Here is a 24,364-nt window from a genome sequence, read left to right as displayed (position 1 = left end):
GGGCCGCCGCCCCCCCGCGGGGGCCACTTCACACGCCCCAGCATCCTTGGAATCTTTTATGCCGAGGATTACCGGCGGCAGATCGCTGGAGGCGTATCCACCGTGGGACTCCTCGGGCTTCGCCCCACCCTCAAACGCTACGGATGGTGACCCGGGCCCCGGCGCAGCTTCCCCACTAGAAAGGACAGGCCATGCGCTACGCCCATGAACCCAAAAGGACTACCTCGGCGCCCTCCCCCGGCGCTGAGGTCCTCCCGCCCGGCTACCGCAGGACACCGGACTGGAGCGTCCTCAAAACAGGCGACAGCAATATCATCCGCTCCGGCGACCACCCGACGGTGACCGGCCAGGTGGATGCGCTCACGTCCGACGGAAGCCTCCTGTGGGTGCTGCCCGATGGCGGCCAGCCGAGAAAAATCTATTACCGCAGCGACGACCCGGAACTCTGGAGCTCGCATCACCGCAGCAGCTGATCCGGGCGCCCAATGCCCTCTTTTGCAGCCAAAAATGACCCGAATGGACCCCCACATGGTGACACCAGCCCCGCAGCCCGTCTCTCTTTTCAGCACCATTGCGGTGAAGAAGGCCTTGGCTGAAGGCCTCTGCGACGCTTTCACCCAGACAACGGGCATCGCCGTTGAAGCAGTATACGAACCCACCAACGCCCTCCTGGACCGTATCGCCGCAGGCGCCCGGCCCGACGTCGTCATCGGTGTCACGCACCAGCTGCCGGCCCTGGGGCAGGCAGGGATCGTTGACCTGTCCACCTGCACTCCCGTCGCAAGGGTCCGGGTGGGAATCGCCACGGCCGGGGATGTCGATGTGGACATCACCACGGTCGAGAGTCTTATCACGACACTGACCGCAGCCCGGTCAGTTGCCTACTCACGCGCCGGTGCAAGCGGCCTGTACTTCGCCGGGCTGCTCGAACGGCTGGGCATAGCCGGGCAGGTAAATGCCAGGGCCACCGTCATCGATACCGGATTCACCGCCGCCGCGGTCATCGACGGAAGGGCTGACATCGCAGTTCAGCTGATGAGCGAGCACCGCTGCGTCGCCGGAGCGAAAATCATCGGCCCCCTTCCCGACGAGGTCCAGCAAATTACCGAGTTCTCCGCCGTCCTTGGCGAAGCCGCAGCAGCCCGCCGTGAGCCGCAGGCCTTCATCGAATTTCTCACCAGCAAGCAGGCCCGAGAAGCCTACAATCTCACCGGCATGGAAGCCGCGGACACCACACCGACCTATCATCACGACCGAGAATCAAAGGTTCACAGCAAATGACACAGACCATTGCCGACCAGTCCGAAACCTCAGCGGACGTCCCGGCGGCCGCGACAAAATCAGCCGGGCACGTCATCATTGACACGCTCGTCGCCCACGGCATCAAGCGCGCCCACGTGGTTCCGGGCGAAAGTTTCCTGGACGTCCTGGACGGGCTTCACGGCTCGTCTATTGAAACGATTGTGTGCCGCCACGAGGGCGGGGCGACGTATATGGCCGAGGCTGACGGCAAGATGAACCAAATGCCCGGCGTCGCGATGGTCACGCGTGGCCCGGGTGCGGCGAACGCCCATGTCGGTTTGCACACCGCGTGGCAGGATTCGACCCCCATGGTGCTGTTCGTGGGCTTGATTCCCTTCGCCCATCGGGACCGTGAAGCTTTTCAGGAGTTCGACATCAAGGCCTGGTTCGACACCGGCGCCAAGCGCGTCATGGTCCTGGACCACGCCGAGCGGGCCTCAGAAATCGTCGCCGAAGCCCTGTTCGCAGCCATGAACGGCCGGCCCGGCCCCGTCGTCGTCGGCCTGCCCGAGGACGTCATCAGGCAACAGATCCCCGCCGAACTTCACCCGCCCATCCCCGTCGCCAGCGGCGGCATGACCACGGTGGATTCCGACGCCCTGGCCACCGCCCTGGCCAACTCCAGTAAGCCGCTCTTCGTCACCGGCGGCAACGACTGGACCCAGGAAGGCGCTGACCAATTCACCGCATGGCTGGAAAAGCACCACATCCCTGCTGCTGCCGAATGGCGGACCCAGGGCACCGTGCCCTTCGACTCCCCCTCCTACGTCGGTCCCATCGGTTACGGGCGTCCCCGCCCAACCTATGACCTGCTCGAAGAAACTGACCTGCTGATCTTCGTCGGCACCGTCCCGGGCGATGTCATCACCGACGGGTTCCTGTGCCGCCAGGACTGGTCCAAGAAAAACTTCCTCGTCACCATCGACCCGTCCCTCCGCGGCCGCTCAGGACCGGTCTCCTACCAGATCGTCGCCAAACCCGACGTGTTCATCCGCGACCTTGCCAAGATCGAGCTCCCGGTCAAGGACGAATGGAAAGCCTGGACGGCAAGGATGCGCGGCGAACAGGAAACCTTCGCAGCCCTCCCACCGGCGGCGCCGACGACCGGCCCTGCCCGGATGGACACCCTGATGGCGAACCTCGTGCCCACCCTCCCCTCGGATGCCATGATCACCCTTGGAGCCGGGGAACACACCAACTGGGCGCACCGCTACTTCCCCACCCAGCGCTACGCGTCCATGATCAGCGCCCGCAACGGCTCCATGGGCTACTCCGTCCCCTCCGCCATCGCAGCGTCCCTGGAATACCCCGGACGGCGCATCGTCACCATTGCAGGGGACGGCGAGTTCCTCATGAACGGCCAGGAACTGGCCACCGCAGCCCAGTACGGCGCCACTCCCCTGGTGATCGTGATGGACAACCAGGAATACGGCACCATCCGCACCCACCAGGAACGCCACTACCCGGACCGGGTCTCCGGCACCCAGCTGAAGAACCCGGAGTTCGCGCTCATGGCCCAGGCCTTCGGCGGCTTCGGCATCAAAGTCGAACAGGACGCCGATGTCCCCGCCGCCGTCCAAGCAGCGCTCAAGGCCATCGACGAAGACCACGTGTTCGCACTCATCCACCTCGTCGTCGAGCAACGCGTCAAGGCCTACTAGGCGCAGACATAAGCACTGCCGACCAAAGCCCGAAGTCTTATGAACGGAAGTAGTAGAAGATGACTGTCCCCGCATTGAAGGAAATGGAATTACTGGACCTGGTTCCCACTGGCCTGTTGATTGGCGGGCAGTGGCGGGACGCGTCCGACGGCGGCACGTTCGATGTGCACGACCCCGCCACCGGGGAAGTGCTTGCCACCCTCGCCTCCGCCACCAGCGCGGACGCTGTTGCTGCACTGGACGCGGCCGACGCCGCGCAGGCGTCCTGGGCGCGTACCGCGCCCAGGGTGCGGGCCGAGATCCTGCGCCGCGCCTTTGACCTGGTCACCGAACGGGCCGAGGACTTCGCCCTGCTGATGACCCTGGAAATGGGCAAGCCGCTGGCCGAGGCCCGCGGTGAAGTCACTTACGGGGCCGAGTTCCTGCGCTGGTTCTCCGAAGAAACGGTCCGGGATTACGGCCGCTACCTCACCAGCCCCGAGGGCAAAAACAAGATCCTGGTCCAGCACAAACCCGTCGGACCCTGCCTACTGATCACGCCATGGAACTTCCCGCTGGCCATGGCCACCCGCAAAGTCGCACCCGCCGTCGCCGCAGGTTGCACCATGGTCCTCAAACCCGCCAAACTCACCCCGCTCACCGCCCAGTACTTCGCGCAGACCATGCTCGACGCCGGCCTGCCCGCCGGGGTCCTCAACGTCGTCGCATCCTCGTCCGCCTCCGGGATCTCCGGGCCGCTGCTGAAGGACTCGCGACTGCGGAAAGTCTCCTTTACCGGTTCCACCCCGGTGGGCAAGCGGCTGATGGCCGACGCTGCGCAGAACGTGCTGCGGACCTCGATGGAACTGGGCGGGAACGCTCCGTTCATTGTGTTCGAGGACGCCGACCTCGATGCCGCCGTGGAGGGGGCCATGGCCGCCAAAATGCGGAACATGGGCGAAGCCTGCACCGCTGCCAACCGGTTCCTGGTCCAGGAATCCGTCGCCACCGAGTTCACGGAAAAGTTCGCTGCCGCAATGGGTGCCTTGAACACCGGCCGCGGCACAAACCCCGCCACCCAGGTAGGCCCGCTGATCGACGCCGGCGCAAGGGACGACGTGCACGCCCTGGTGGCCGCTGCGGTTGACGCCGGAGCCACCGCCGTCACCGGCGGCGCCCCTGTGGACGGTCCCGGGTACTTCTACCAACCCACCGTCCTGGGCGGCGTCCCCAACGACGCCGCGATCCTGGGCCAGGAAATCTTCGGACCCGTCGCTCCGGTTACCACGTTCACCACGGAGGACGACGCGATAAGGCTCGCGAACGCCTCCGAGTACGGCCTCGCCTCCTACGTTTACAGCCGGGACTTCAACCGGCTCCTGCGCGTGGCGGAGCAGATCGAGTTCGGCATGGTCGGGTTCAACGCCGGCGTCATCTCCAACGCCGCAGCACCCTTCGGCGGCGTCAAGCAATCCGGCCTGGGCCGCGAGGGCGGTTCCGAAGGCATCGCCGAATACACCACCACCCAATACATCGGCATCGCAAACCCCTACGCCGGCTAGGACCGCCGCACCTGTCCGCGCGGGGGGTCTGCTGCAAGCAAAGCTATGGCAGACCCCCGGTGCCGGGCAGACTAAGCAGGTCGGTACAGGCAGAACCTGCGGCGTCCACGCCGGCCGCCCCGTTTGACGCCCACTGGATCAGGGCAGGACCATCAAGGAGTACTACATGACGCCGGCCGCCCCCGCAGAACCGGTCACAGGGCTGGACGCCGCGATTGAGGAGTTGCGTTCCTGCCTGGAAGGCATCGTTGACACCTCCAGCCTGGCCCGCGCCCTGTACTCCAGCGACGCATCGAACTACCGGGTAGTCCCGGAAGTCGTCATCATGCCCCGGCACCGGGAAGACGCGATCACCGCGGTTACCGTCGCGCAGAAGCACGGGATTCCCATCACCGCACGCGGCGGAGGCACCTCGTGCGCCGGAAACGCCGTTGGCCCCGGCATGGTCATCGACTTTTCCCGTTTCATGAACCGGATCATTTCCATCGACCCTGCCAACCGGAGCGCCGTCGTCGAACCCGGTGTCATCCTCTCGGACCTGCAAAAGGCAGCTGCCCCCTACGGGCTGCGGTTCGGTCCGGACCCGTCGACGGCAACGCGCTGCACCATCGGGGGCATGATCGGCAACAACGCCTGCGGCCCCCACGGGCTCTCCTACGGCCGCACAGCCGACAACATCACATCCATGACCTGGCTCACCGGCACAGGCAGGATCATCACGGCCGGAGCGGGACCAGAGGCGCTTGACGCAGTTCCCGGGCTCCGGAACTTCGTCTCAGAGAACATGGCGGTGCTCCGCACAGATTTCGGCCGCTTCGGACGCCAAATCTCCGGCTACTCCCTGGAGCACCTGCTCCCCGAAAACGGCTCCAACCTGGCCGCCGCCCTCACCGGGACCGAAGGCAGCTGCGGGATACTCCTCGAAGCCGAAGTCGCCCTGGTCCCCCAGTCCGCCTCTCCAGTCCTCGCCATCCTCGGCTACGCAGACATGCCAGCCGCGGCCGACGCCGTCCCGGCCATCCTCCCCCACCGGCCACTGGCACTTGAGGGCCTTGATAAACAACTCGTCGACGTCGTCCGCCGGGCCCACGGCACCGGCAGTGTGCCGTCCCTCCCCGCCGGCGGGGGCTGGCTGATGGCCGAAGTAGGCGGGGACAACGTTCACGATGCACTGGCAGCGGCGCACCGGCTGGTCAACGACGCTGACGCGTTGGAGGCCGTCATCCTTCCGCCCGGGCCAGAAGCCCGCCGACTGTGGCAGATCAGGGCCGACGGGGCCGGCCTTGCCGGCCGAACAGCTACCGGCGAGCAGGCCTGGCCGGGCTGGGAAGACTCAGCCGTGCCGCCCGACCGGCTCGGGGACTACCTCCACGGCCTCGAAGAGCTCATGAGTTCCCACAATCTCTCCGGGCTGGCCTATGGGCACTTCGGCGACGGCTGCGTGCACCTCCGGATCGATTTCCCCTTGGAAGAGAGCGCCACGGTCATGCGCCAATTCCTGGAAGACGCCGCCGCCCTGGCCGTGAGCCATGGCGGCTCACTCTCGGGCGAGCACGGGGACGGCCGCGCCAGATCAGAACTGATGGCCACCATGTATTCCCCAGAAGCCCTGCGCGCCATGGAGCGCTTCAAAGCCCTGATGGACCCCCAGGATGCCTTCAACCCCGGAATCGTTGTCCGCCCCGCACCGCTGGACGCTGACCTGCGCCGGCCCCGGGCCAACCCGCTCACAGCCAGTGACGGGTTCGCGTTCACCCACGACGGCGGGGACATCACCAAAGCAGCCCACCGGTGCGTCGGCGTCGGCAAATGCCGGGCAGACCTTGGCGTCGACGGGGGCTTCATGTGCCCGTCCTACCTGGCCACCAAAGACGAAAAGGACTCCACCCGCGGCCGGGCACGCGTCCTGCAGGAAATGCTCAACGGCGGCGTCGTGACCCTGGAATGGTCCGCGCCCGAAGTCCACGAAGCCCTGGATCTATGCCTCAGCTGCAAAGCGTGCGGCAACGAATGCCCCACCGGCATCGACATGGCATCCTTCAAATCCGAGGCGCTGCACCAAACCTACAAAGGCCGGCTCCGCCCCCTCACCCACTACACCCTCGGCCGGCTGCCGCAGTGGCTTCGCCTCTCTGCCCCCATGGCCCCGCTCATCAACCTCACAGGACGCTTCCCCGTCCTCAGCAGGATGATTATGGCCCTCATCGGCGCCGATTCCCGCCGCAGCCTGCCCCAGCTTCCAGCCCGTCCCTTCCGAAAAACACCCGAAGGTAAGAACCCACAGCACGGCACTCCCGGCGGCCCCAAAGTCCTGCTCTGGGTGGACTCCTTTTCCGACGCCCTGGCACCCGGGATTCCCCGGGACGCCCTCGAAGTGCTCACCGCCGCAGGCTGCGACATCCAGGTCGCGGGCCCGGGAGCCTGCTGCGGGCTGACCCTGATCTCCACCGGCCAACTGCAGCGCGCCAAGGACACCTTGCGGGCAACCCTCGATCGGCTCATCCCCCATGTACGTCAGGGCCGTACCGTCGTCGGCCTCGAGCCCAGCTGCACCGCAACACTCCGCTCAGATTTGCAGCAGCTCCTCCCCGACGATCCCCGGGCAGCCGAGCTGGCCGGCTCGGTCAAGACCATCGCCGAGCTTCTCTCCGACATCAACTGGCGCCCGCCACAAGCGACAGGCAAGCTGCTGGTGCAGCCACACTGCCACCACCACTCCGTCATGGGATTCACCAAAGACGAACAGCTCCTCACCTCGGCCGGTTACGACCTGGAAGTCTCCCCCGGCTGCTGTGGACTGGCCGGGAACTTCGGCATGGAAAAAGGCCACTACGAAATCTCTGAAACGATTGCCGGTCAAGGAATCCTGGCAAAGGCCAACGCCGCCCCCGACCGGACGATCCTCGCCGACGGCTTTTCCTGCCGCACCCAGGTCAAAGACCTTGCCGCGTTGGACAGTCTGCACATCGTCCAGGTTCTGGCCGCAGCATTGCGGAGCGCCACCGCACATGATCCCAGCCCTGACGAAACCCCCACCAGCCCCTAAATGGGTCTGCCTCGGAGCGCGCTGCAGTGGGCGCACTCCGAGGCGTGGGCCGTCGTTGTGCCTTTCTAGGCCTGGGCCGTGCTCCAGTCAGTTCTTTCGCAGCCCGGCTGACACAGACGATCTCGAACCCGCCAAAAATCAGCAATTTCCTGCTGGTCGTTACCGTGTCCCATCATCCAGAACATCCCAGGATGCGGAGCGGTTTCGGTGACCGCACCGCAGTGCAGGAGCTGGCCGTCGACCCGGGCCTCGACCCGGTCCCCTGGCCGCAAATCAGGTGGACGTGTTACTGGTAAGGATGTACGGTTGGGGCCTACCAAAGCTGACAGCCGGTCACTATCTCATAAGTTATCCACCGCTACTGCTGCCGGGGAGCTTCCCCAGCGGCTCCCAATTTCCAGCCATGGAGTAGCCCACGCTGCCACCCTTCCACTAGCGTGAAGGTTGATCCGACCTGCGTTAGGACCGAGAGGGATGTGCATCTTGCGTATAGGCGAACTGGAACAGAGATCCGGAGTACCGGCTCGAATGCTTCGGTACTACGAGGAGCAAGGGTTGGTGACACCGCGGCGCTTGGACAACGGTTACCGGGAGTATGACGAATACCTTGTGGATCGTGTGGCAAAAATCCGCGGACTCATCGACTCGGGTATCCCGACCAGGATCATTGGTAACATCCTGCCGTGCCTGAACCAGCCTCAGACAGTCGTCGTCGATGATGCCGACCCGGAGCTTCTGGAGATCCTGATGCAAGAGCGGGATCGGATGACCCACAAGATCGACGTCCTTTCCCAGAACCGGGACGCCATCACCAGCTACATCCACGCCCTGGAGGCCGCCGCCGGCAGCAAGAGCAGCAGAGTCACCGAACGCCAGCCGGCGTAGCAGCACGCCCGTGATTTGACCTTGTCACTAGTGAGAAGGTTGCACGATGGGTAGGTGACTTCCTCCTCCTCTTCAAAAATGATCCTCGGCATGCAGCTCGGTAACGGATACGGCGCCCACGGGTCGGCCTGGCGCGCCGCCGGTGTGGATCCGGCCAATTACACCGACTTCGATGCGCAGGTGCGGTACGCGCAGGCCGCCGAACGCGGGAAGTTCGCGTTCCTGTTCCTGCCCGACTTCCTGGCCTATAAAGCAGATGGTGTGCAGGAAGCGCCCATGCTCACCCTGGAACCCATGCTGACCCTGGCAGCCATAGCCCGGGCGACCGAGCGCATCGGTCTCGTAGCGACCGGCTCCACGACGTTCAACGAGCCCTACAACCTCGCTCGCCAGTTCAAGGCCCTGGACGTGATGAGTCACGGTCGAGCCGGATGGAACGCCGTGACGACCAGCGACCCCGCGTCCGCCGCCAACTTCGGGCAGGAGATAGCGCCCCGGCCGCAACGCTACCAGCGGGCACACGAGACCATCCAGATCACCCAGGCGCTCTGGGGCAGCTGGCAGCAGGATGCCTGGATCAAGGACACAACGAACGCTCGGTTCATCGATCCAAAGAAGATCGAGGCCATCAACCTGCAGGGAGAATATGTCGCATCCCGGGGACCGCTGCCCATCCCGCCCTCGGAGCAAGGCCAACCCGTGGTCTTCTCGGCCGGCGGAGGCGCGAACGGCCTCGAGATTGCTGGCCGGTACGCCAGCGCCGTCATTGGCGCCGTGTTCACCATTGAGGACGCACGCGCCCAACGTGAAGCCATCCGCGATGCGGCGCGCAAGGCTGGACGCAACCCTGACGAGGTGAAGTTCATCGCTGGAGTCATGCCGGCCATCGCCGCCACCAAACGCGCGGCCCTGGACCGCCGCGTTGCTCTCGCGGACCAGGCCGCCCCGGCCCTCGTGCCCTATCTCGGCTCCATGCTCGGACTGACGCTCGATGCGAGCCAGATTGACGAGCCGCTCAGCCCCGCCCAGCTGGCGATGGCCCGGCCCAGCCCCTTCGATCCGCGCTCCCCGCGGGCGCTGGACGTCGCCCGCGAAGGATGGACGCTCCGCGACATCCTCGCCCATGGGGTCATCGACTACCACCCCACCCCTGTTGGACTGGCATCCGTCACCGCGGACCACATGCAGGAATGGTTCGAAGCAGGCGCCTGCGACGGCTTCTGGGTATCCATCGATGTCTACGAGGACGGAATCGACACCTTCGTCGACGAAGTCGTCCCCCTGCTCCAGGAGCGCGGTCTTTTCCATGACGACTACGAAGGCACCACCCTCCGCGACCACCTCGGCGCCCCAGCCCAGTACGGCCTGGACACCCGACTCGCGAACCCCACCGAATGACGACAACCACCGGCAACCCCAGCCAGAGTCAGAGTCAGAGCCAGAGCCCTAATCAGAACCACAATCTGAGCCCCAGCGTTGATCAGTACTGCGGAAGAGGCTCGTCGGCGTGACGCCTCAGGCATCACGGTAATCACGGGGCGTGGTGATCCGGGGCCGATCGGGTTCACCTGCCAATCGTTCTACAGTGTCTCCGTCGACCCGCCGCTCGTGTCCTTCAGCGTCATGAAAACCTCCACCACCTACCCGAGGATCCGCCGCACCGGAACCTTCACCGTCAACGTCCTCTCCCGCGACCAGGAGGCAGTATCGAACCAGTTCACCCGACGAGGCGCCGACAAATGGGCCAACACCCAGTGGAATGCAACAGCACAGGGCAACCCAATCCTCGATAGAAGCCTGGCCTGGCTCGACTGTACGATCTGGACCGAACACGACGCCGGCGACCACGTCATTGTGCTCGGACGCATCATCGAACTAGGAACATCCCCTGAAGAGCATCCTGATCCCCTGGTGTACTTCCAAGGCCAATACCGGACCCTCCGCGAGCTTGACCCTGCCTGATGCGTGTGCAGGTCGTTGATCGGCGGGTCGCCCCACCTTCGTCCTCGTCCGGTATATGACCCCCCCCGATTTGACCTTCACACTAATGGCAAGGTTGATGATGAGAGGACAGACATCGCACTAGGGAGACACATGAAGATCGGAATCATCGGGGCGGGTTCGATCGGCTCGACCATCGCCCGGCGGCTCAGCCGCCACGGACACGACGTAGTAATCGCGAACTCCCGCGGTCCCGAGACGATTGCCGCCGCGGCCTTGAGCACTGGCGCGCGTGCCGTGAAGGCGTCCGAAGCGGCTGTCGACGTCGATGTCCTTATCGTCTCGGTTCCGATGAACCGCAATGAGGACATCGCCGCCCACGTGCGGTGCGCGCCCGAGGCCGCGGTCGTGATCGACACGTCCAACTACTACCCAGCCCGCGACGGCATAGTCCCCTCCTTCGTTGAGGGGCAGCCCGAGAGCATCTGGTTGTCCGAGCTGTTCGGCCGCCCCGTGACCAAGGCATGGAACGCCATCACGTCCCAGTCCTTCGACGCCAAGGCCACCGAGGCCGGCACGGCAGGCCGGGTCGCCATTCCGGTTGCATCCGATCACGATGATCACCGGAACCTCGCCATGTCCCTGGTCGAGCAGACCGGCTTCGACGCTGTCGACGCCGGAGTCCTCGCCCAGTCCTGGCGCCAGCAGCCCGGCGCCCCCGTCTACTGCACGGATCGGACACGCGAGGAGATGCCGGCCTTCCTGGCAGCCGCCGACAAGGAGCGCGTCCCGCAGCGCCGGGATCTGGCTATGGACGCCATTGGCGGGTACATCGCCGCCGGCGGCAGCCCGGACGGCAAGTTCCTCGTCGCCATCAACCGTGCCTGCTACAGCTGACGCTGCGGCCCCACAACTTTCACCTCACCACCAAAAGCACCTGCGCGCACCTACCGGTGCGTACTCATACGCAAGCCAGGATGAATACCGAATGACTTCTCACGAAGCAACAGCAACACATGACACCGGCGGTCACGGATCACGGTCCGACAGTGCGGGCCCGACGCAAAAAACATCATGGGCGGGAGTGGCCTCGCTGAGCGTGGGCGTTTTCGCCCTCGTCATGGCCGAATTCCTGCCAGCAAGCCTTCTCTCAAGGGTTGCCGCGGATCTGGGAGTAACCGAGGGTGTGGCCGGTCAGTCCGTCGCCATCACCGCCATCGTCGCAGCCGTTGCCGGCATCACCATCCCTGTCGTGCTCTCGCGCATGGACCGCCGGCACCTGATGATCATCCTCTCGGCGCTGGCAGTCATCTCCGATGTGCTGGTCGCGATCGCACCGACCTACCCGGTCCTTCTGGCCGCCCGGGTCCTGCTCGGCATCGCGATCGGCGGGTTCTGGGCGCTGGCGATCTCCATCACAGCACGCCTGGTCCCGGTATCAAAGCTCGGCCTGGGTCTGACGATCGTCAACGTCGGCGTCACCCTCGCCACCGTCGCCGCCGTCCCGCTCGGCACGCTGCTCGGTGAAGTATGGGGCTGGCGTGCGGTGTTCGCTCTGGCCGCAGGCGTCGGCATCATCGCCATGATCATCCAATTCATCTCCCTGCCCTCGATGCTGACCGGCCCCTCGAGCGGATTCCGGCCCCTGATCCAGACACTGCGCTCCCGCAGGGTGCTGCTCTGCCTGTTCACCATGGCCCTGATGGGTGCCGGCCACTTCGCCGGCTTCACCTACATCCGTCCCGCAGCGACCGATGTCGGCGGACTCAATCCCGAACAGCTCGCCGCACTGCTCCTGGTGTACGGCCTCGGCATCGTGGGCGGCAACCTGATCGCCGGACCTCTCGCCGACAAGACGCTGCGCATCGCGGCACTGATCTTCCCGCTCGTCCTCGGCCTCGCGATGATCGCCTTCGTCTACATGGGCAGCAGCACCGTGCTGCTCTTCATTGCAGCAGCGCTCTGGGGAGCAGGTTTCGGCGCTTTGCCAACCGTCATCTCGACCTGGCTCGCACGAGCCGAACCGGCCCGCCTCGAAAGCATCGGCGGACTCCAAACAGGAGTGTTCCAGGTCGCAGTCGCCCTCGGCGCGTTCCTCGGCGGACTCCTCGTCGACGGCGCCGGCGTAGAGACAGCGCTGATCATCGGCGGCCTCGCCTCCGTACTCGGCGCCGTGATCCTGGGGGCAGTCAAGCCCCCGAAACTCGCATAACGACACGAGCACTGGAACGAACACCTTATGAGTAACGACACGCACCTCGCCCCTGCAACAGGACCCATTGGCATGATCACCGACCCTCAAGGAGCGACCACCGACCCGATCGCGGCCAGCCCCGCACCAACCAAGCGACTGTCGCCCGGAGAGGTCCTGACGATCTCCGTCCTGGTCTTCTCGGCATTCGTGGCGTTCCTGTCCGAGATGGTCGTCGGGGTGGCGCTGCCGCAGATCATGGACGACCTGAACATCACGGCGACCACCGGGCAATGGCTCACCACCGGCTACGCCCTCACCCTGGCGGTCATCATCCCGACCACCGGGTACATCATGCAGCGGTTCCAGCTCCGGACAATCTTCATCGTCAGCGTCGGACTGTTCACCCTCGGCACCCTGATCGCAGCTGTCGCACCCGGCTTCGCGCTGCTGCTCGCCGGCCGGATCGTCCAGGCGCTCGGAACAGCGGTGCTGGTCCCGCTGCTGATGACGACGTCGATGGGTCTTGTTGCGCCGTCTCGTCGGGGCCAGATGATGGCGTTAGTCACCGCGGTGTCTGCCATCGCACCCGCCCTCGGTCCCGCCTTTTCCGGCCTCGTGATGTCACAGCTGACCTGGCGGTGGCTGTTTATCATCATCTTGCCGCTGTCGCTCCTCGGCCTCCTCATCGGGGCGATCAAAATGCCGAACCTCACGACGCCGCGCCGCATCGGATTCGACAAGCTGTCGCTGGTGCTCTCCGCAATCGGATTCGGCGCACTGGTGTACGGCCTCGCGAGTGCCGGAGAATCCAGCGGCGGCCACTTCTCAGCAGCGTTCTGGATCGCCATCCCGCTGGGCGTGGCGGGTATCGCAGCATTCGTGGTCCGTCAGCTCCGATTGCAGCGCCATGACGCGGCCGTTCTGGACATGCGGATCTTCATGCATGCCGGGTTCGCGCGACCCGTCATCGTCTTCGTGTTCCTGGTGATGGGCGCCTTCAGTCTCGCCACCCTGCTCCCTCTCATCCTGCAGGAATCCCTCGGACTCGGTTCATTGGAGACCGGGCTGCTCATGGTGCCCGGTGGCGCGACAATCGGCATTGTGTCCCTCCTCGTCGGCCGCTACTACGACCGCATCGGAGCCCGCGGGCTCTCCATCCCTGGAGCCGTGGTTGTCTGTGCCGGCTGGTGGTTCATGACGACCTTCACCGAGAACACCTCGATGTGGGTGGTCCTGGCCACCTACGTGTTCATCTGCGCCGGACAAGCATTCGCCTGGGTCGCTCTCTTCACTATGTCGCTGGGATCCCTCCCCAGCGCCCTCACCCCGCATGGCAGCGCCGCACTGAACACCATCCAGCAGCTCGGCGGCGCGGCCGGATTGGCAGTACTCATCGCGGTCCTCAGCTCGAACGCCGACGGCGCCACCTCCATCGCAAATGGTGCGCGCGCTGCCTTCACAGTCGGCACTGTCCTGGCAGTCCTCGCCCTCGTCACAGCGGTATTCCTTCCGCGACACACGCGCAACACGGACGAAGACTCTCAATGAGCAACAGGACATGACCTGCCCGCTATCGGTCGCGTCTCGCTGCGCCGAGATCGAAGCGCATGCCCCGACTCCGGCACCAAGCCCGGCCATAGGATCCTGAGCGCCGTCAAGATGACGCCGCCCTGCAGTCCGGTGGAAGAACCTCAAATCCCGATTGAGCTACACCCAAACCTGACGTCAGGTGAGCAGCGAGCCAACGTCAGAATAGGACCCATTCGCGAGTTTCTGGACAGAGCACTTACGGGGTCATAGAGCTCATCCTGACACCGTTCCGGCGGGAGGCTTTAGTGGCGGATATATAGATGGGTTCTACCGGGCCCAGCGCGCCCACACCCGGATTTTGACCGTGCCCCTAGTAAGGAACGTCAGTGGGCATCACGCTGGCCATGCAACTCCGGGCTACGCGAATCAGCCGGGAAGCCGTCCATCAGCCCCTCCACCCAGCCAAAGGTGAAGGTGAGCCGCCCCAACAAAACAACCACTTGTAATACAAGTAAGCAACTTATATCCTAAGAGCGTGGGCGAAGGAGCCCAGCCCCGCCTTTAGGAGAACCCATGAGCAGCGTCGATCTGATCCGGCACGTCAAACTGTCCACCGCCCGCCTCCCCCTCGCTGTCCCCATCAGCGATGCCAAAGTCTTCACCGGCCGGCAGAAGCCCATGACTGAGGTGGTCTTCCTCTTCGCCGAGATCACCACCGAACTGGGCCACACCGGCGTCGGCTTCAGCTACTCCAAGCGCGCAGGCGGGCCCGCCCAGTACGCCCACGCCAGGGAAGTGGCCGAGGGCATCATCGGCGAGGACCCCAACGACATCGCCAAGATCTACACCAAGCTGCTCTGGGCCGGCGCCTCGGTGGGCCGCTCCGGCGTCGCCACCCAGGCCCTCGCCGCCATCGACATCGCCCTCTACGACCTCAAAGCCAAGCGGGCCGGTCTGCCGCTGGCCAAATTCCTCGGCTCCTACCGCGACTCCGTCCAGACCTACAACACCTCCGGCGGCTTCCTCAACGCAACCCTCGAAGAGGTCAAGGCCCGCGCCACCCAGTCCCTCGAAGAAGGCATTGGCGGAATCAAGATCAAGGTCGGCCTCCCGGACAGCAAGGAAGACCTGCGCCGGGTCGCCGGCATCCGCGAACACATCGGCTGGGACGTCCCGCTCATGGTGGACGCCAACCAGCAGTGGGACCGGGCCACCGCCCTGCGCATGGGCCGCCAGCTTGAGGAATTCAACCTCATCTGGATCGAAGAACCCCTGGACGCCTACGACTTCGAAGGCCACGCACACCTCGCCAACGTCCTGGATACCCCCATCGCCACCGGTGAAATGCTTGCTTCCGTGGCCGAACACAAGGGCCTCATCAACGCCAACGGCTGCGACATCATCCAGCCGGACGCACCCCGCGTGGGCGGCATCACCCAGTTCCTCCGCCTCGCCGCCCTCGCCGACGAACGCGGGCTTGGCCTGGCACCGCACTTCGCCATGGAAATCCACCTCCACCTCGCCGCCGCCTACCCGCGCGAGCCTTGGGTGGAGCACTTCGACTGGCTGGACCCGCTGTTCAACGAGCGCCTCGAAACCAAGGACGGCCGCATGATCGTTCCGGACCGCCCGGGCCTCGGCGTCACCCTCAGCGACCAGGCACGCGCCTGGACCACAGAGTCCGTGGAGTTCGGCGCATAACCCTGAAGCCGTAACCTTGAAGCCATGAGCCGGAACCTCACCGCGGACCTCGCCGCTGACCTTCGCACCCGCATCGTCGACGGCATCATCCAGCCTGGTGAGAAGCTTCCCAGCGAGAACACCCTCATCAGCGACTTCGGCGTCAGCCGGACCGTTGTCCGCGCGGCGCTGACCCGGCTCCAGGCCGAGGGACTTGTGGAAACCGAACGGGGGCGCGGCAGCTTCGCCCTCACCCCGCCGTCGGACGGGCCCCAGGCAGCACCCGGGTCCCGTCCGGTGGCCACCATGGAGGACCGCCTCCACCTGCTCGAGTTCCGCATGGGCGTGGAAACCGAGGCGGCCGCACTCGCCGCCCGCAACCACACGGAACGGCAACTCCGCGCCGTGACTGCAGCACTCGAGGAGTTCACAGCCAGTGCCGGCCACCCGGCCCACGCCATGAAGTCCGACTTCGAGTTCCACCGCGCCGTGGCGGCCGCCTCCGGAAACCCCTACTACTCGGACTGCCTGGCCGCACTGGGCCAGACGATGATCGCGATGCCGCGCACCCGCTTGATGACCGGCGTCGAGCATTACGCCCGCGACCACTTCGACCAGGTGGTCCAGGAGCACCGCTCCATCTCGGACGCCATCGCCGACGGCGACGAGGCTGCCGCGGCCGCTGCCATGCGCAGCCATTTGGCCAACTCACGACGACGGTTCAAGGCTTCTGCGCGCCCGTAGCCTCTCGCGCGCCCCGGCAAGGCGAAACCCAAGCTTGTTCGCAAATCCGAACCCTCAAGGCCAGGATTCGCGAACAAGCCCAGGATCAACAGTCAGAGATTAAACAGAAGAGCCCCGGTCCTAAGACCGGGGCTCTTCATTTGCGTGCGCGAGGGGGGATTTGAACCCCCACGCCCTTTCGGACACTGGCACCTGAAGCCAGCGCGTCTGCCGTTCCGCCACTCGCGCGCAACTTCCTTCACTGAATTCCGGCCGGTTTTCCCTGATCCGCAACCCTGTAAAAGCAGCGAGATCAAGCATAACGGACATTGCAGGGAAAATACCAATTGGGCTCCGGAACGGCCGTGGAGGCCCGCAAGTAGGGACCACAAAGGCCGCGCCGCAGAGCTGAAACCAAGGCCGCCGCGGCACCAAAAGCAACAGCAGACCGAACTTTTGGCGGCGCCCGGCCGTTGTGAATTAGGGTCATTCACAGGCCTGCCCAGTAGTATCGGATGTAGGAGTGACTGCTGCCTGCGGGCACACCGGAGGCCTGGCAACACCACTGCAAGTGAACTTACGGAACGAAAACTGCCCCGCAGCCGGGGGGAAAGGAGAAGAACCATGGGTCTGCTGGACAAGGTGGAACGCGGCATCGAAAAAGCCGTCCGGGGCGTCTTCTCCACCGGCTCGCGCGCCCAGGTGGAACCCGTGGAGATCGCCAGCCGGCTCCGGCGCGAAGTGGACCACAAATCCCTCACCGTTGCCGCCGGCCGCACGCTGGTGCCCAACGTTTTTGACGTCCAGCTCAGCGACGATGACTTCAAGCGCGCCCAGGAGTGGGGTACGGCCCTGGCAGAGGAACTGTGCGACGTCGTGATCAACCACGTCCGCAGCCAGGGGTACATCCTGCAGGGCCCGGTGCGGATTTCCTTCCGGCGCGAGTCCGAACTGCGGCCGGGCGACTTCGAGATCGTTTCCACAACAGAGAAGTCCGGTTCCGCGCCTGCCCGTCCCAATGTGCCGGCCGCTCCCAACCGCCGGCCGGTCCGCCTGCAGCCTGTCCTGGACATTGACGGCCAGCGGTACTCACTGAACGCACCGTCGATCGTGCTGGGACGCTCTTCAGAAGCTGACATCCACATCGAGGACACCGGAGTTTCACGGCGCCACCTCGAAATCCGGACCCTCAACGGCGTCACCAGCGCCGTGGACATGGGCTCCACCAATGGCAGCTATGTCAACGGACACAAAGTTTCCGGAAGCACCGAACTGACCGACGGCTCCACCATCACGATGGGACGGACAAAGATCATCTTCCGCCTGCTCCCCGCCAGCCCGGGTGGCTCCGCATGAGCGAACTGACCATCACCGCCCTGCGGTTCGGCTTCCTGCTGCTGTTGTGGGTGCTGATCTTCAGCATCGTTTCTGCCATGCGCCGCGACCTCATGGTGGGCCGCAAAGCTGCCGCCGGGGCCCCCACGGCCCGCCAGGTCCGCAAGAACCCGGATTTGGCCGAGGCTCCGCCGCAGCCAGTGAAACAGCATGCCAGGCAGCTGGTAGTGGTTGAAGGCCCCCTCAAGGGATCAACCCTTCCCCTCGCCGCAAGCCCTATTCTCCTGGGCCGCGCCCAGGAGGCCACCCTGGTCCTGGAGGACGACTACGCCTCCGGCCGCCACGCCAGGCTCTTTCCCCAGGGCAGCCGCTGGTTCATTGAAGACCTCGGCTCCACCAACGGCACCTACTTGGGCGATCAGCAACTGACCCGCGCCCTGCCCGTTGAACCTGGTGTTCCCGTGAGAATCGGCAAGACGGTCATCGAATTGAGGCCATAGGCGTGGCCGAACCGCAAACTCCCGCAACCGACCCCAAGCCGGTGGAGCGGCCCCTCATCATGCGCTTTGCCGCGCGCTCCGACGTCGGAAAAATCCGCGCCAAAAACGATGACTCCGCCTATGCAGGACGCCATTTGGCCGTGGTGGCGGACGGCATGGGCGGCCACGCGGGCGGTGACGTTGCCTCCGCGGCCACCGTGCTGGACATGATCCACCTGGACCACGGCGATTACGACGGCGACGCTGCCACCACTTTGGCGGACGAGATCCAGACCGCCAACTCGCTGCTGTCCGAACTGGTGCACATCAACCCCAAGCTCGCCGGCATGGGCACCACGGTCACCGCGCTGCTGCTCGCCGAAGGAAAGCTGCACTTCGCCCACATCGGCGATTCACGCGCCTACCGCCTGAGGGATGGCAAGTTCGAGCAGGTCAGTGTTGACCACACCTTTGTGCAGCGACTCATCGACGAAGGACGGCTACGCCCCGAAGAGGCCGAAACCCATCCGCACAAAAACGTCCTGATGCGTGTCCTAGGTGACGTGGACGCCAGCCCCGAACTGGACCTGGACAGCCTCGACGTCAGGCCGGGTGAACGCTGGCTCCTCTGCTCCGACGGGCTCAACTACGTGGCCGGGCATGCCGTGGAACGCACCGTGCGCGAGACCAGGGACCTGGGCGAATGCGCGGAGATCCTGGTGGAGCTCACCCTTGAGGCAGGCTCCCCGGACAACGTCACCGTGGTGATGGTGGACATCGTTGAGGAAACGCCCGACGACGTCAATACCGCCGCCGTCGACGTCATTCCTTCCCCCGGGGCCACCAAAGGCCCTGCCGCGGCAAAGGATGCGCGTCCCCTGAGCGCCACGCCGCCGGAAGGAAAGGACTCCGCCAAGGCTGCCGCCCCGCCAAGCCCAGCTGCCCCGGCAGCCAAAACTCCTGCCGCCACCGACGCCCAGAATGCCGGCGCAGGTGCGGACTCTGGCACCCCGAACTCTGACGAAGACACCGGCAAAGCAGACTCGGAGGCAGACCCCGAATCAGGTTCGTCCGGGTCGGATTCATCTGAGCAGGACCCCTCTGACGCCGGTTCCACCGACCCGCACCTCGGCGAACACCTCACCGCCGAAGTACTGCGCGAAGAACTTTCCTCTCGCCCGCACGAACTGGTGGGCGCGGCAGCAACAGCCGCAGAGAGCGGATCCATTCCCACCATCGCCGGCCGCACCGTGGCACGGCGTGCCGCCACCCTCCTCACGCACAAGGCTGAACCGCAGCCCGGCGATGCCGAAGACAACCTCGTGCCGCTCAAACCGCGCCGGTGGGTCACCTGGTCCGTCGCCGCATTGGTGCTGGTGGTCCTGACGGCAGGACTCTGGCTCGGCTACGCGTGGACCCAGACCCGCTACTACGTTGGCGAGTTCGATTCCCGGGTGGCCATCTACAACGGCGTCTCCCAGCGGCTCGGACCCATCCAGCTCTCCACCCTTGAGGCGGTTACCGAGATCCGGATGGACTCGCTCCCCCCGTTCTCGCAGCAACGGGTCCGCCAGACCGTCCCGGCCCAGGACCTCTACGACGCCCAGCGCATCGTCAAGAACCTCGAACTTACCGGCACCACGTCCCCTGAAGAGGGGTGCCCGTCCGCGTCGGCATCGCCCGCCGCGTCCCCCGTAACGGCCAGCCCGCCGCCGTCGACAGAAGCCCCCGCGCCTTCACCCAGCGCCTCAGCCGCCGCGGCACCGCCGACACCGGCAGCGCCCTCCCCCACACCCAGTCCCACGATCTCCTGTGAGGTGGGCAAATGACCCAGCCCAGTACCGCGCCCAAGCCACGACGCAACGTGGAGCTCGCCTTGCTCCTGCTTGCCCTCACCGTAGGCATCGGCGCGAACATGCTGGTTGGCGTGGACCAGGAGAAGGCCTTCGATTCGGACTTCTGGTTCCAATCGAGCCTCCTCGCCGTAGCCGCCCTGGTATTCCACGGCGTCCTCCGCTTCCGCGCCAAATATGCTGATCCGGTAATACTTCCCGTGGTGGTGGCCCTCAACGGAATCGGCCTGGCCATGATCCACCGCCTGGACGCGCCTGGCGATGACACCGGCAACAACCAGCTCCGGTGGACCCTCATCGCCATGGCGGTGGCCATCGCGGTGATCTGGTTCCTCAAGGACCACCGTGTCCTGCGCAAATTCACGTTCATCTCGCTTGCCGCCAGCGCCCTGCTCCTGTTGCTGCCCCTGATCCCCGGCATCAGCGCCGGGGAGATCCTGGGTGCGCGTGTGTGGATCCGGCTCGGTCCCATGACTTTCCAGCCAGGTGAAGTCGCAAAGATCACCCTCGCAATATTCTTTGCCGGGTATCTATCGTCCAACCGGGACCTGATCCTGCTCGCGGGCCGGAAGATCGGGCCGCTCCAGTTCCCCCGTTTCAAGGACATGGGACCCATGATCACCGCCTGGCTGGTCAGCATCGGCGTGCTCATCTTCCAGCGCGACCTGGGCTCCTCAGTCCTGTTCTTCGGCCTCTTCATCGTGATGATCTACGTTGCAACCAGCCGCATCAGCTGGGTGGTGATCGGCCTGGCCCTCATCCTTGGCGGCGGGTTCGTGGCGGCCCAGGTGTTTTCCCACGTCCAGCAGCGTGTGTTCGGATGGCTCAATGCCTTTTCCCCCGAGGTCTACGAAAACGGCAGCCGGCAGGTGATCCAGGGACTGTTCGGCATGGCCAACGGCGGTCTGGTGGGAACAGGCCTGGGCCAGGGCCGCCCGGATCTGGTGCCCTTTGCCAACAGCGACATGATCATCGCCTCCCTCGGCGAGGAGCTGGGACTGATCGGACTGTTCGCCATCGTCCTGATGTACCTGCTGCTGTTCACCCGGGGTTTCCGGGCCGCCCTCGGGACGCGGGACGCGTTCGGAAAGCTGCTGGCCTGCGGCCTGTCCTTCGCCGTCGCGCTGCAGTGCTTTGTGGTGATCGGCGGCGTCACCCGGCTCATCCCCTTGACCGGCCTCACCACCCCGTTCCTGGCCGCCGGCGGGTCATCGCTGTTGGCCAACTGGATCATTGTGGGCCTGCTCCTGCTGATTTCCCATACCGCCCGCGGACCGGTGGATACCACTCCGCCTCCCTCGGCAAAGGAAGCCGATTCCCTGGGCATTGATACCCCTACCGAGGCGGTGAAGCACCTGTGAATCAGGCAATACGGCATTCGTGGGTAGCGGCAGTTGCCATGTTTGCACTGCTCTTCGGCGCCATCAGCTTCGTCCAGGTGGTGGGCGCGGACGATCTGAAAGCCAACCCGCTGAACCAGCGCGCCATCCTGCAGAACTACTGCAATGACCGCGGCGCGATCATCGTGGGCGGCACTCCCGTGGCGGAATCGGTGGAGAGCGGTTCGGAGACCTGCAAGTTCCAGCGCACCTACTCGCAGCCTGAGCTGTATGCAGGCATCACCGGCTACTTCTCGCAGAACTACGGCGCCACGGGCTTGGAACAGGCCCTCGGCCAGCAGCTGGCCGGCAATTCGGACCAGCTGTTCCTGGACCGGGTGGGCCAGATGTTCCTGGGAAACCAACCCAAGGGCGCCTCGGTGGAACTCACTATCGACCCCGGGATCCAGAAGCTTGCCTATGACCTGATTCCGGACGGCCAGCGCGGCTCGATCGTGGTGACCAACCCCAAGACCGGGGCCATCCTGGCCATGGTGTCCAAGCCGTCCTACAACCCGAACCTCGTGGCAACCCAGAACACCGAGGAAGAGTCGGCCAACATCAACGAACTGGTCAAGGTCCCCGGCATCAACCTGAACGCCAACGTCAGCGGCCCCACGGGCGAGCAGCTTGCCCCGGGTTCGGTCTTCAAGCTGGTGGACGCCGCCGCGGCCCTTGCCTCGGGCAAGTACAACAAGGACAGCGAGCTGCCCAACCCTGCAGAAATGCCCTTCGACGGCATCCAGTACAAGCTGCCCAACTATGCCGGCGGCAACTGCTACACCCGGAACACCGCGGACTTCGCATTCGCCCTGCAGCAGTCCTGCAACACCCCGTTCGCCAGCATCGCGCTGGACCTGGGGCGCAACGCCATTGCCGAGCAGGCCAAAAAGTTCGGCTTCGGCGAAGACATGGGCGACCAGCTGAAGCTGGGTTACGCCAAGGGCAACGGTTTCCCTGACGACCTGGACGCTCCGGGCCTGGCGCAGTCCGCCATCGGCCAGCGTGACGTCCGCGCCACACCGCTGCAAATTGCCATGATGACTGCCGCCATCGCCAACGACGGGGTGCAGATGCAACCCACGCTGATCAAGGCCCTGCGCTCCCCGGACCTGCGCGTCATCGACGAACCGCAGCCGCAGCAGCTGCGGACCTCCACTACTCCGGCGATCGCCAACCAGATCACCGAATGGATGACCAGTGCGGTCAGCCAGGGCATCGCCAACAGGGCTGCAGTCCCCGGAGTCCAGGTGGCCGGCAAGACCGGAACCGCGGAGTTGGGCAATGGCGTCAACAACTCCTGGTTCACCGGGTTTGCCCCCGCAAACAACCCGCAGGTGGGAGTCACGATCGTCATGGAGGGCGTGGACATCACCACCGGCGCACAGCTAACCAGTCCGAACGCGAAGAAGATTTTTGAGGCGGTGTTGAATAAGTGAGGCCTACAACCGGAATCACCCTCGGCGGCAGATTCCAGCTGACTACGCGGATCGCGATTGGCGGCATGGGGGAAGTCTGGAAAGCCAAAGACCTTGTCCTGGGCCGCATCGTCGCCATCAAAGTCCTGAAAGAGGAGTACACGGGGGACCCCGGCTTCCTTCAGCGATTCCGCGCAGAGGCCCGCCACACTGCCCTGCTCAACCACGTGGGCATCGCCAACGTCTTCGACTACGGCGAGGAAGAGGGCTCCGCCTATCTGGTGATGGAACTCGTTCCGGGCCAGCCGCTGAGCAGCATCATCGAGCACGAGCAGGTGCTGTCCCCCGACCGCACCCTGTCCATGATCGCCCAGACCGCCCGCGCGCTCTCCGTTGCCCATGCCCAGGGCCTGGTGCACCGCGACGTGAAGCCCGGCAACCTCCTGATCACCCCTGACGGCCGCGTGAAGGTAACCGACTTCGGCATCGCCCGCCTCGCCGACCAGGTCCCGCTCACGCAGACCGGTCAGGTGATGGGAACGGCGCAGTACCTGGCACCTGAACAGGCCACCGGACAGACAGCCACGGGATCCTCTGACATCTACTCGCTGGGCGTCATCGGTTACGAGTGCCTTGCCGGGCACCGGCCGTTCTCCGGTGAGTCCCAGATCGCCATCGCCCTGGCCCAGGTCAACGACGCTCCGCCGCCCCTTCCCGAGTCGCTTCCCGCCCCGGTGCGCGCCCTCCTGATGTCCATGCTGGCCAAGGACCCCAAGAACCGTCCGGCCAACGCCATCAAACTTGCCGAAGCTGCCGAGGCCATCCGGAACGGCGACATCAACGCCGCCCGCGCCGCCGTACCGGGCATGCTCCTCTTCGACGCGGACACTGGCCCCATTACTGCCCCCGTGGACACGGCGACTGCCCCCACCGGCGTGATCGGCGCCCAGCGGGACTCGTCGCCGGCAGCCACCTCGGCGCTCCCTGTACTGGGTGCCGGCGCGGCAGGAGCCGCGGCCGGGATGGCGGCAGGCGCTGCCGGCGCGTCCGCAGCAGACGGTGAACCACAGGGGACACTCGCCCGCGCCAATGCCCTGGCCGCCGAACGGAATTGGATCCCGGAAGAGACAACGTACGACGACGAGCCCGCCGATGAGCCGCGGCGCAAGGGCCGCAGCCCCTGGACGTGGCCGTTGGTTGCCTTGATCCTGCTGCTCCTGTTTGCCCTGGTGGGGTTCCTCGTCAGCCAGTTGGGACTCTTTTCGCCCTCCGGCGATCCCTCACCCGGCGCTACCTCCACCAGCGCGCCGGCCACTTCGGCCAGCCCCACCCGGACCACGCCGTCGGCTACCCCAACACAGACCCGCAGCACACCGACGCCCACACCCACCCAGGAG

The 24,364-nt window shown here is 65.3% G+C and carries 19 protein-coding genes and 1 tRNA gene; 19 read left to right on the top strand and 1 reads right to left on the bottom strand.

Annotated features, from left to right (window positions below):
- Positions 1–191: 191 nt before the first annotated feature.
- From FNL14_RS12065 to FNL14_RS12005, 13 genes are all read left to right on the top strand, one after another.
- Positions 192–473: a hypothetical protein gene (locus tag FNL14_RS12065; RefSeq protein ID WP_142060343.1), complete on the top strand. Its 282-nt coding sequence runs from the start codon at positions 192–194 to the stop codon at positions 471–473.
- A gap of 55 nt (positions 474–528) precedes the next feature.
- Positions 529–1,281 (top strand): substrate-binding domain-containing protein, encoded by a 753-nt coding sequence (locus tag FNL14_RS12060; protein ID WP_142060340.1) that lies wholly within the window; start codon positions 529–531, stop codon positions 1,279–1,281.
- Complete coding sequence (locus FNL14_RS12055; RefSeq protein WP_142060338.1) at positions 1,278–2,963, top strand: thiamine pyrophosphate-dependent enzyme; 1,686 nt, start codon at positions 1,278–1,280, stop codon at positions 2,961–2,963. The genes FNL14_RS12060 and FNL14_RS12055 overlap by 4 nt, the downstream gene beginning before the upstream one ends.
- Before the next feature lie 59 nt (positions 2,964–3,022).
- The gene (locus FNL14_RS12050) at positions 3,023–4,504 is read left to right on the top strand and encodes an NAD-dependent succinate-semialdehyde dehydrogenase (protein WP_142060336.1); all 1,482 of its coding nucleotides are present in this window, start codon (positions 3,023–3,025) and stop codon (positions 4,502–4,504) included.
- Between the two features lie 166 nt (positions 4,505–4,670).
- The gene (locus tag FNL14_RS12045; RefSeq protein WP_142060334.1) at positions 4,671–7,550 is read left to right on the top strand and encodes an FAD-binding and (Fe-S)-binding domain-containing protein; all 2,880 of its coding nucleotides are present in this window, start codon (positions 4,671–4,673) and stop codon (positions 7,548–7,550) included.
- A 474-nt stretch (positions 7,551–8,024) separates the two neighbouring features.
- The gene (locus FNL14_RS12040) at positions 8,025–8,435 is read left to right on the top strand and encodes a MerR family transcriptional regulator (RefSeq protein WP_255470810.1); all 411 of its coding nucleotides are present in this window, start codon (positions 8,025–8,027) and stop codon (positions 8,433–8,435) included.
- 54 nt (positions 8,436–8,489) lie between these two features.
- Positions 8,490–9,833: an NtaA/DmoA family FMN-dependent monooxygenase gene (locus FNL14_RS12035; RefSeq protein ID WP_220126168.1), complete on the top strand. Its 1,344-nt coding sequence runs from the start codon at positions 8,490–8,492 to the stop codon at positions 9,831–9,833.
- 78 nt (positions 9,834–9,911) lie between these two features.
- Positions 9,912–10,397: a flavin reductase family protein gene (locus FNL14_RS12030; RefSeq protein ID WP_142060329.1), complete on the top strand. Its 486-nt coding sequence runs from the start codon at positions 9,912–9,914 to the stop codon at positions 10,395–10,397.
- A 3-nt stretch (positions 10,398–10,400) separates the two neighbouring features.
- The gene (locus FNL14_RS12025) at positions 10,401–11,273 is read left to right on the top strand and encodes an NADPH-dependent F420 reductase (protein WP_255470809.1); all 873 of its coding nucleotides are present in this window, start codon (positions 10,401–10,403) and stop codon (positions 11,271–11,273) included.
- A 91-nt stretch (positions 11,274–11,364) separates the two neighbouring features.
- The gene (locus FNL14_RS12020) at positions 11,365–12,588 is read left to right on the top strand and encodes an MFS transporter (protein ID WP_142060325.1); all 1,224 of its coding nucleotides are present in this window, start codon (positions 11,365–11,367) and stop codon (positions 12,586–12,588) included.
- 27 nt (positions 12,589–12,615) lie between these two features.
- The gene (locus FNL14_RS12015; protein WP_220126166.1) at positions 12,616–14,118 is read left to right on the top strand and encodes a DHA2 family efflux MFS transporter permease subunit; all 1,503 of its coding nucleotides are present in this window, start codon (positions 12,616–12,618) and stop codon (positions 14,116–14,118) included.
- 555 nt (positions 14,119–14,673) lie between these two features.
- Positions 14,674–15,801, top strand: a complete 1,128-nt coding sequence (locus FNL14_RS12010; protein ID WP_142060323.1) for a mandelate racemase/muconate lactonizing enzyme family protein — start codon at positions 14,674–14,676, stop codon at positions 15,799–15,801.
- Between the two features lie 24 nt (positions 15,802–15,825).
- The gene (locus FNL14_RS12005) at positions 15,826–16,524 is read left to right on the top strand and encodes a FadR/GntR family transcriptional regulator (RefSeq protein WP_142060321.1); all 699 of its coding nucleotides are present in this window, start codon (positions 15,826–15,828) and stop codon (positions 16,522–16,524) included.
- 145 nt (positions 16,525–16,669) lie between these two features.
- On the opposite strand, the gene FNL14_RS12000 is transcribed toward FNL14_RS12005, so the two are convergent.
- A tRNA-Leu gene (locus FNL14_RS12000) sits at positions 16,670–16,752 on the bottom strand.
- Positions 16,753–17,127: 375 nt separating this feature from the next.
- Here FNL14_RS12000 and FNL14_RS11995 point away from each other — a divergent pair.
- From FNL14_RS11995 to FNL14_RS11970, 6 genes are all read left to right on the top strand, one after another.
- Positions 17,128–17,859, top strand: a complete 732-nt coding sequence (locus FNL14_RS11995) for a DUF3662 and FHA domain-containing protein (protein ID WP_142060319.1) — start codon at positions 17,128–17,130, stop codon at positions 17,857–17,859.
- Entirely contained in the window at positions 17,856–18,338 is a 483-nt protein-coding gene (locus FNL14_RS11990; RefSeq protein ID WP_091419344.1) for an FHA domain-containing protein, read from the top strand. The genes FNL14_RS11995 and FNL14_RS11990 overlap by 4 nt, the downstream gene beginning before the upstream one ends.
- Positions 18,339–18,397: 59 nt before the next feature.
- Positions 18,398–20,146: a PP2C family serine/threonine-protein phosphatase gene (locus FNL14_RS11985; RefSeq protein ID WP_142060460.1), complete on the top strand. Its 1,749-nt coding sequence runs from the start codon at positions 18,398–18,400 to the stop codon at positions 20,144–20,146.
- A complete protein-coding gene (locus FNL14_RS11980) occupies positions 20,143–21,531 on the top strand; it encodes an FtsW/RodA/SpoVE family cell cycle protein (protein WP_091419346.1) in 1,389 nt (462 codons plus the stop codon). Before FNL14_RS11985 ends, FNL14_RS11980 begins: the two co-directional genes overlap by 4 nt.
- Complete coding sequence (locus FNL14_RS11975) at positions 21,528–22,988, top strand: penicillin-binding protein 2 (protein ID WP_091419347.1); 1,461 nt, start codon at positions 21,528–21,530, stop codon at positions 22,986–22,988. The genes FNL14_RS11980 and FNL14_RS11975 overlap by 4 nt, the downstream gene beginning before the upstream one ends.
- Positions 22,985–24,364 (top strand): serine/threonine-protein kinase (locus FNL14_RS11970; protein WP_142060317.1); only part of this gene is annotated, 1,380 nt, incomplete at its 3' end. The genes FNL14_RS11975 and FNL14_RS11970, both read left to right, overlap by 4 nt.

This window comes from Pseudarthrobacter sp. B4EP4b (assembly GCF_006680095.1).
Taxonomy (GTDB): Bacteria; Actinomycetota; Actinomycetes; order Actinomycetales; family Micrococcaceae; genus Arthrobacter.
The sequence above is the reverse complement of the archived record's forward strand: the minus strand, read 5'-3'. Positions and strand labels throughout refer to the sequence as shown.

Bases quoted from the DNA above. Each gene is read 5' to 3' on its own strand.
- FNL14_RS12065 (WP_142060343.1), top strand. From the start codon at position 192: ATGCGCTACGCCCATGAACCCAAAAGGACTACCTCGGCGCCCTCCCCC.
- FNL14_RS12060 (WP_142060340.1), top strand. From the start codon at position 529: ATGGTGACACCAGCCCCGCAGCCCGTCTCTCTTTTCAGCACCATTGCG.
- FNL14_RS12055 (WP_142060338.1), top strand. From the start codon at position 1,278: ATGACACAGACCATTGCCGACCAGTCCGAAACCTCAGCGGACGTCCCG.
- FNL14_RS12050 (WP_142060336.1), top strand. From the start codon at position 3,023: ATGACTGTCCCCGCATTGAAGGAAATGGAATTACTGGACCTGGTTCCC.
- FNL14_RS12045 (WP_142060334.1), top strand. From the start codon at position 4,671: ATGACGCCGGCCGCCCCCGCAGAACCGGTCACAGGGCTGGACGCCGCG.
- FNL14_RS12040 (WP_255470810.1), top strand. From the start codon at position 8,025: ATGTGCATCTTGCGTATAGGCGAACTGGAACAGAGATCCGGAGTACCG.
- FNL14_RS12020 (WP_142060325.1), top strand. From the start codon at position 11,365: ATGACTTCTCACGAAGCAACAGCAACACATGACACCGGCGGTCACGGA.
- FNL14_RS12015 (WP_220126166.1), top strand. From the start codon at position 12,616: ATGAGTAACGACACGCACCTCGCCCCTGCAACAGGACCCATTGGCATG.
- FNL14_RS12010 (WP_142060323.1), top strand. From the start codon at position 14,674: ATGAGCAGCGTCGATCTGATCCGGCACGTCAAACTGTCCACCGCCCGC.
- FNL14_RS12005 (WP_142060321.1), top strand. From the start codon at position 15,826: ATGAGCCGGAACCTCACCGCGGACCTCGCCGCTGACCTTCGCACCCGC.
- FNL14_RS11995 (WP_142060319.1), top strand. From the start codon at position 17,128: ATGGGTCTGCTGGACAAGGTGGAACGCGGCATCGAAAAAGCCGTCCGG.
- FNL14_RS11990 (WP_091419344.1), top strand. From the start codon at position 17,856: ATGAGCGAACTGACCATCACCGCCCTGCGGTTCGGCTTCCTGCTGCTG.
- FNL14_RS11985 (WP_142060460.1), top strand. From the start codon at position 18,398: ATGCGCTTTGCCGCGCGCTCCGACGTCGGAAAAATCCGCGCCAAAAAC.
- FNL14_RS11980 (WP_091419346.1), top strand. From the start codon at position 20,143: ATGACCCAGCCCAGTACCGCGCCCAAGCCACGACGCAACGTGGAGCTC.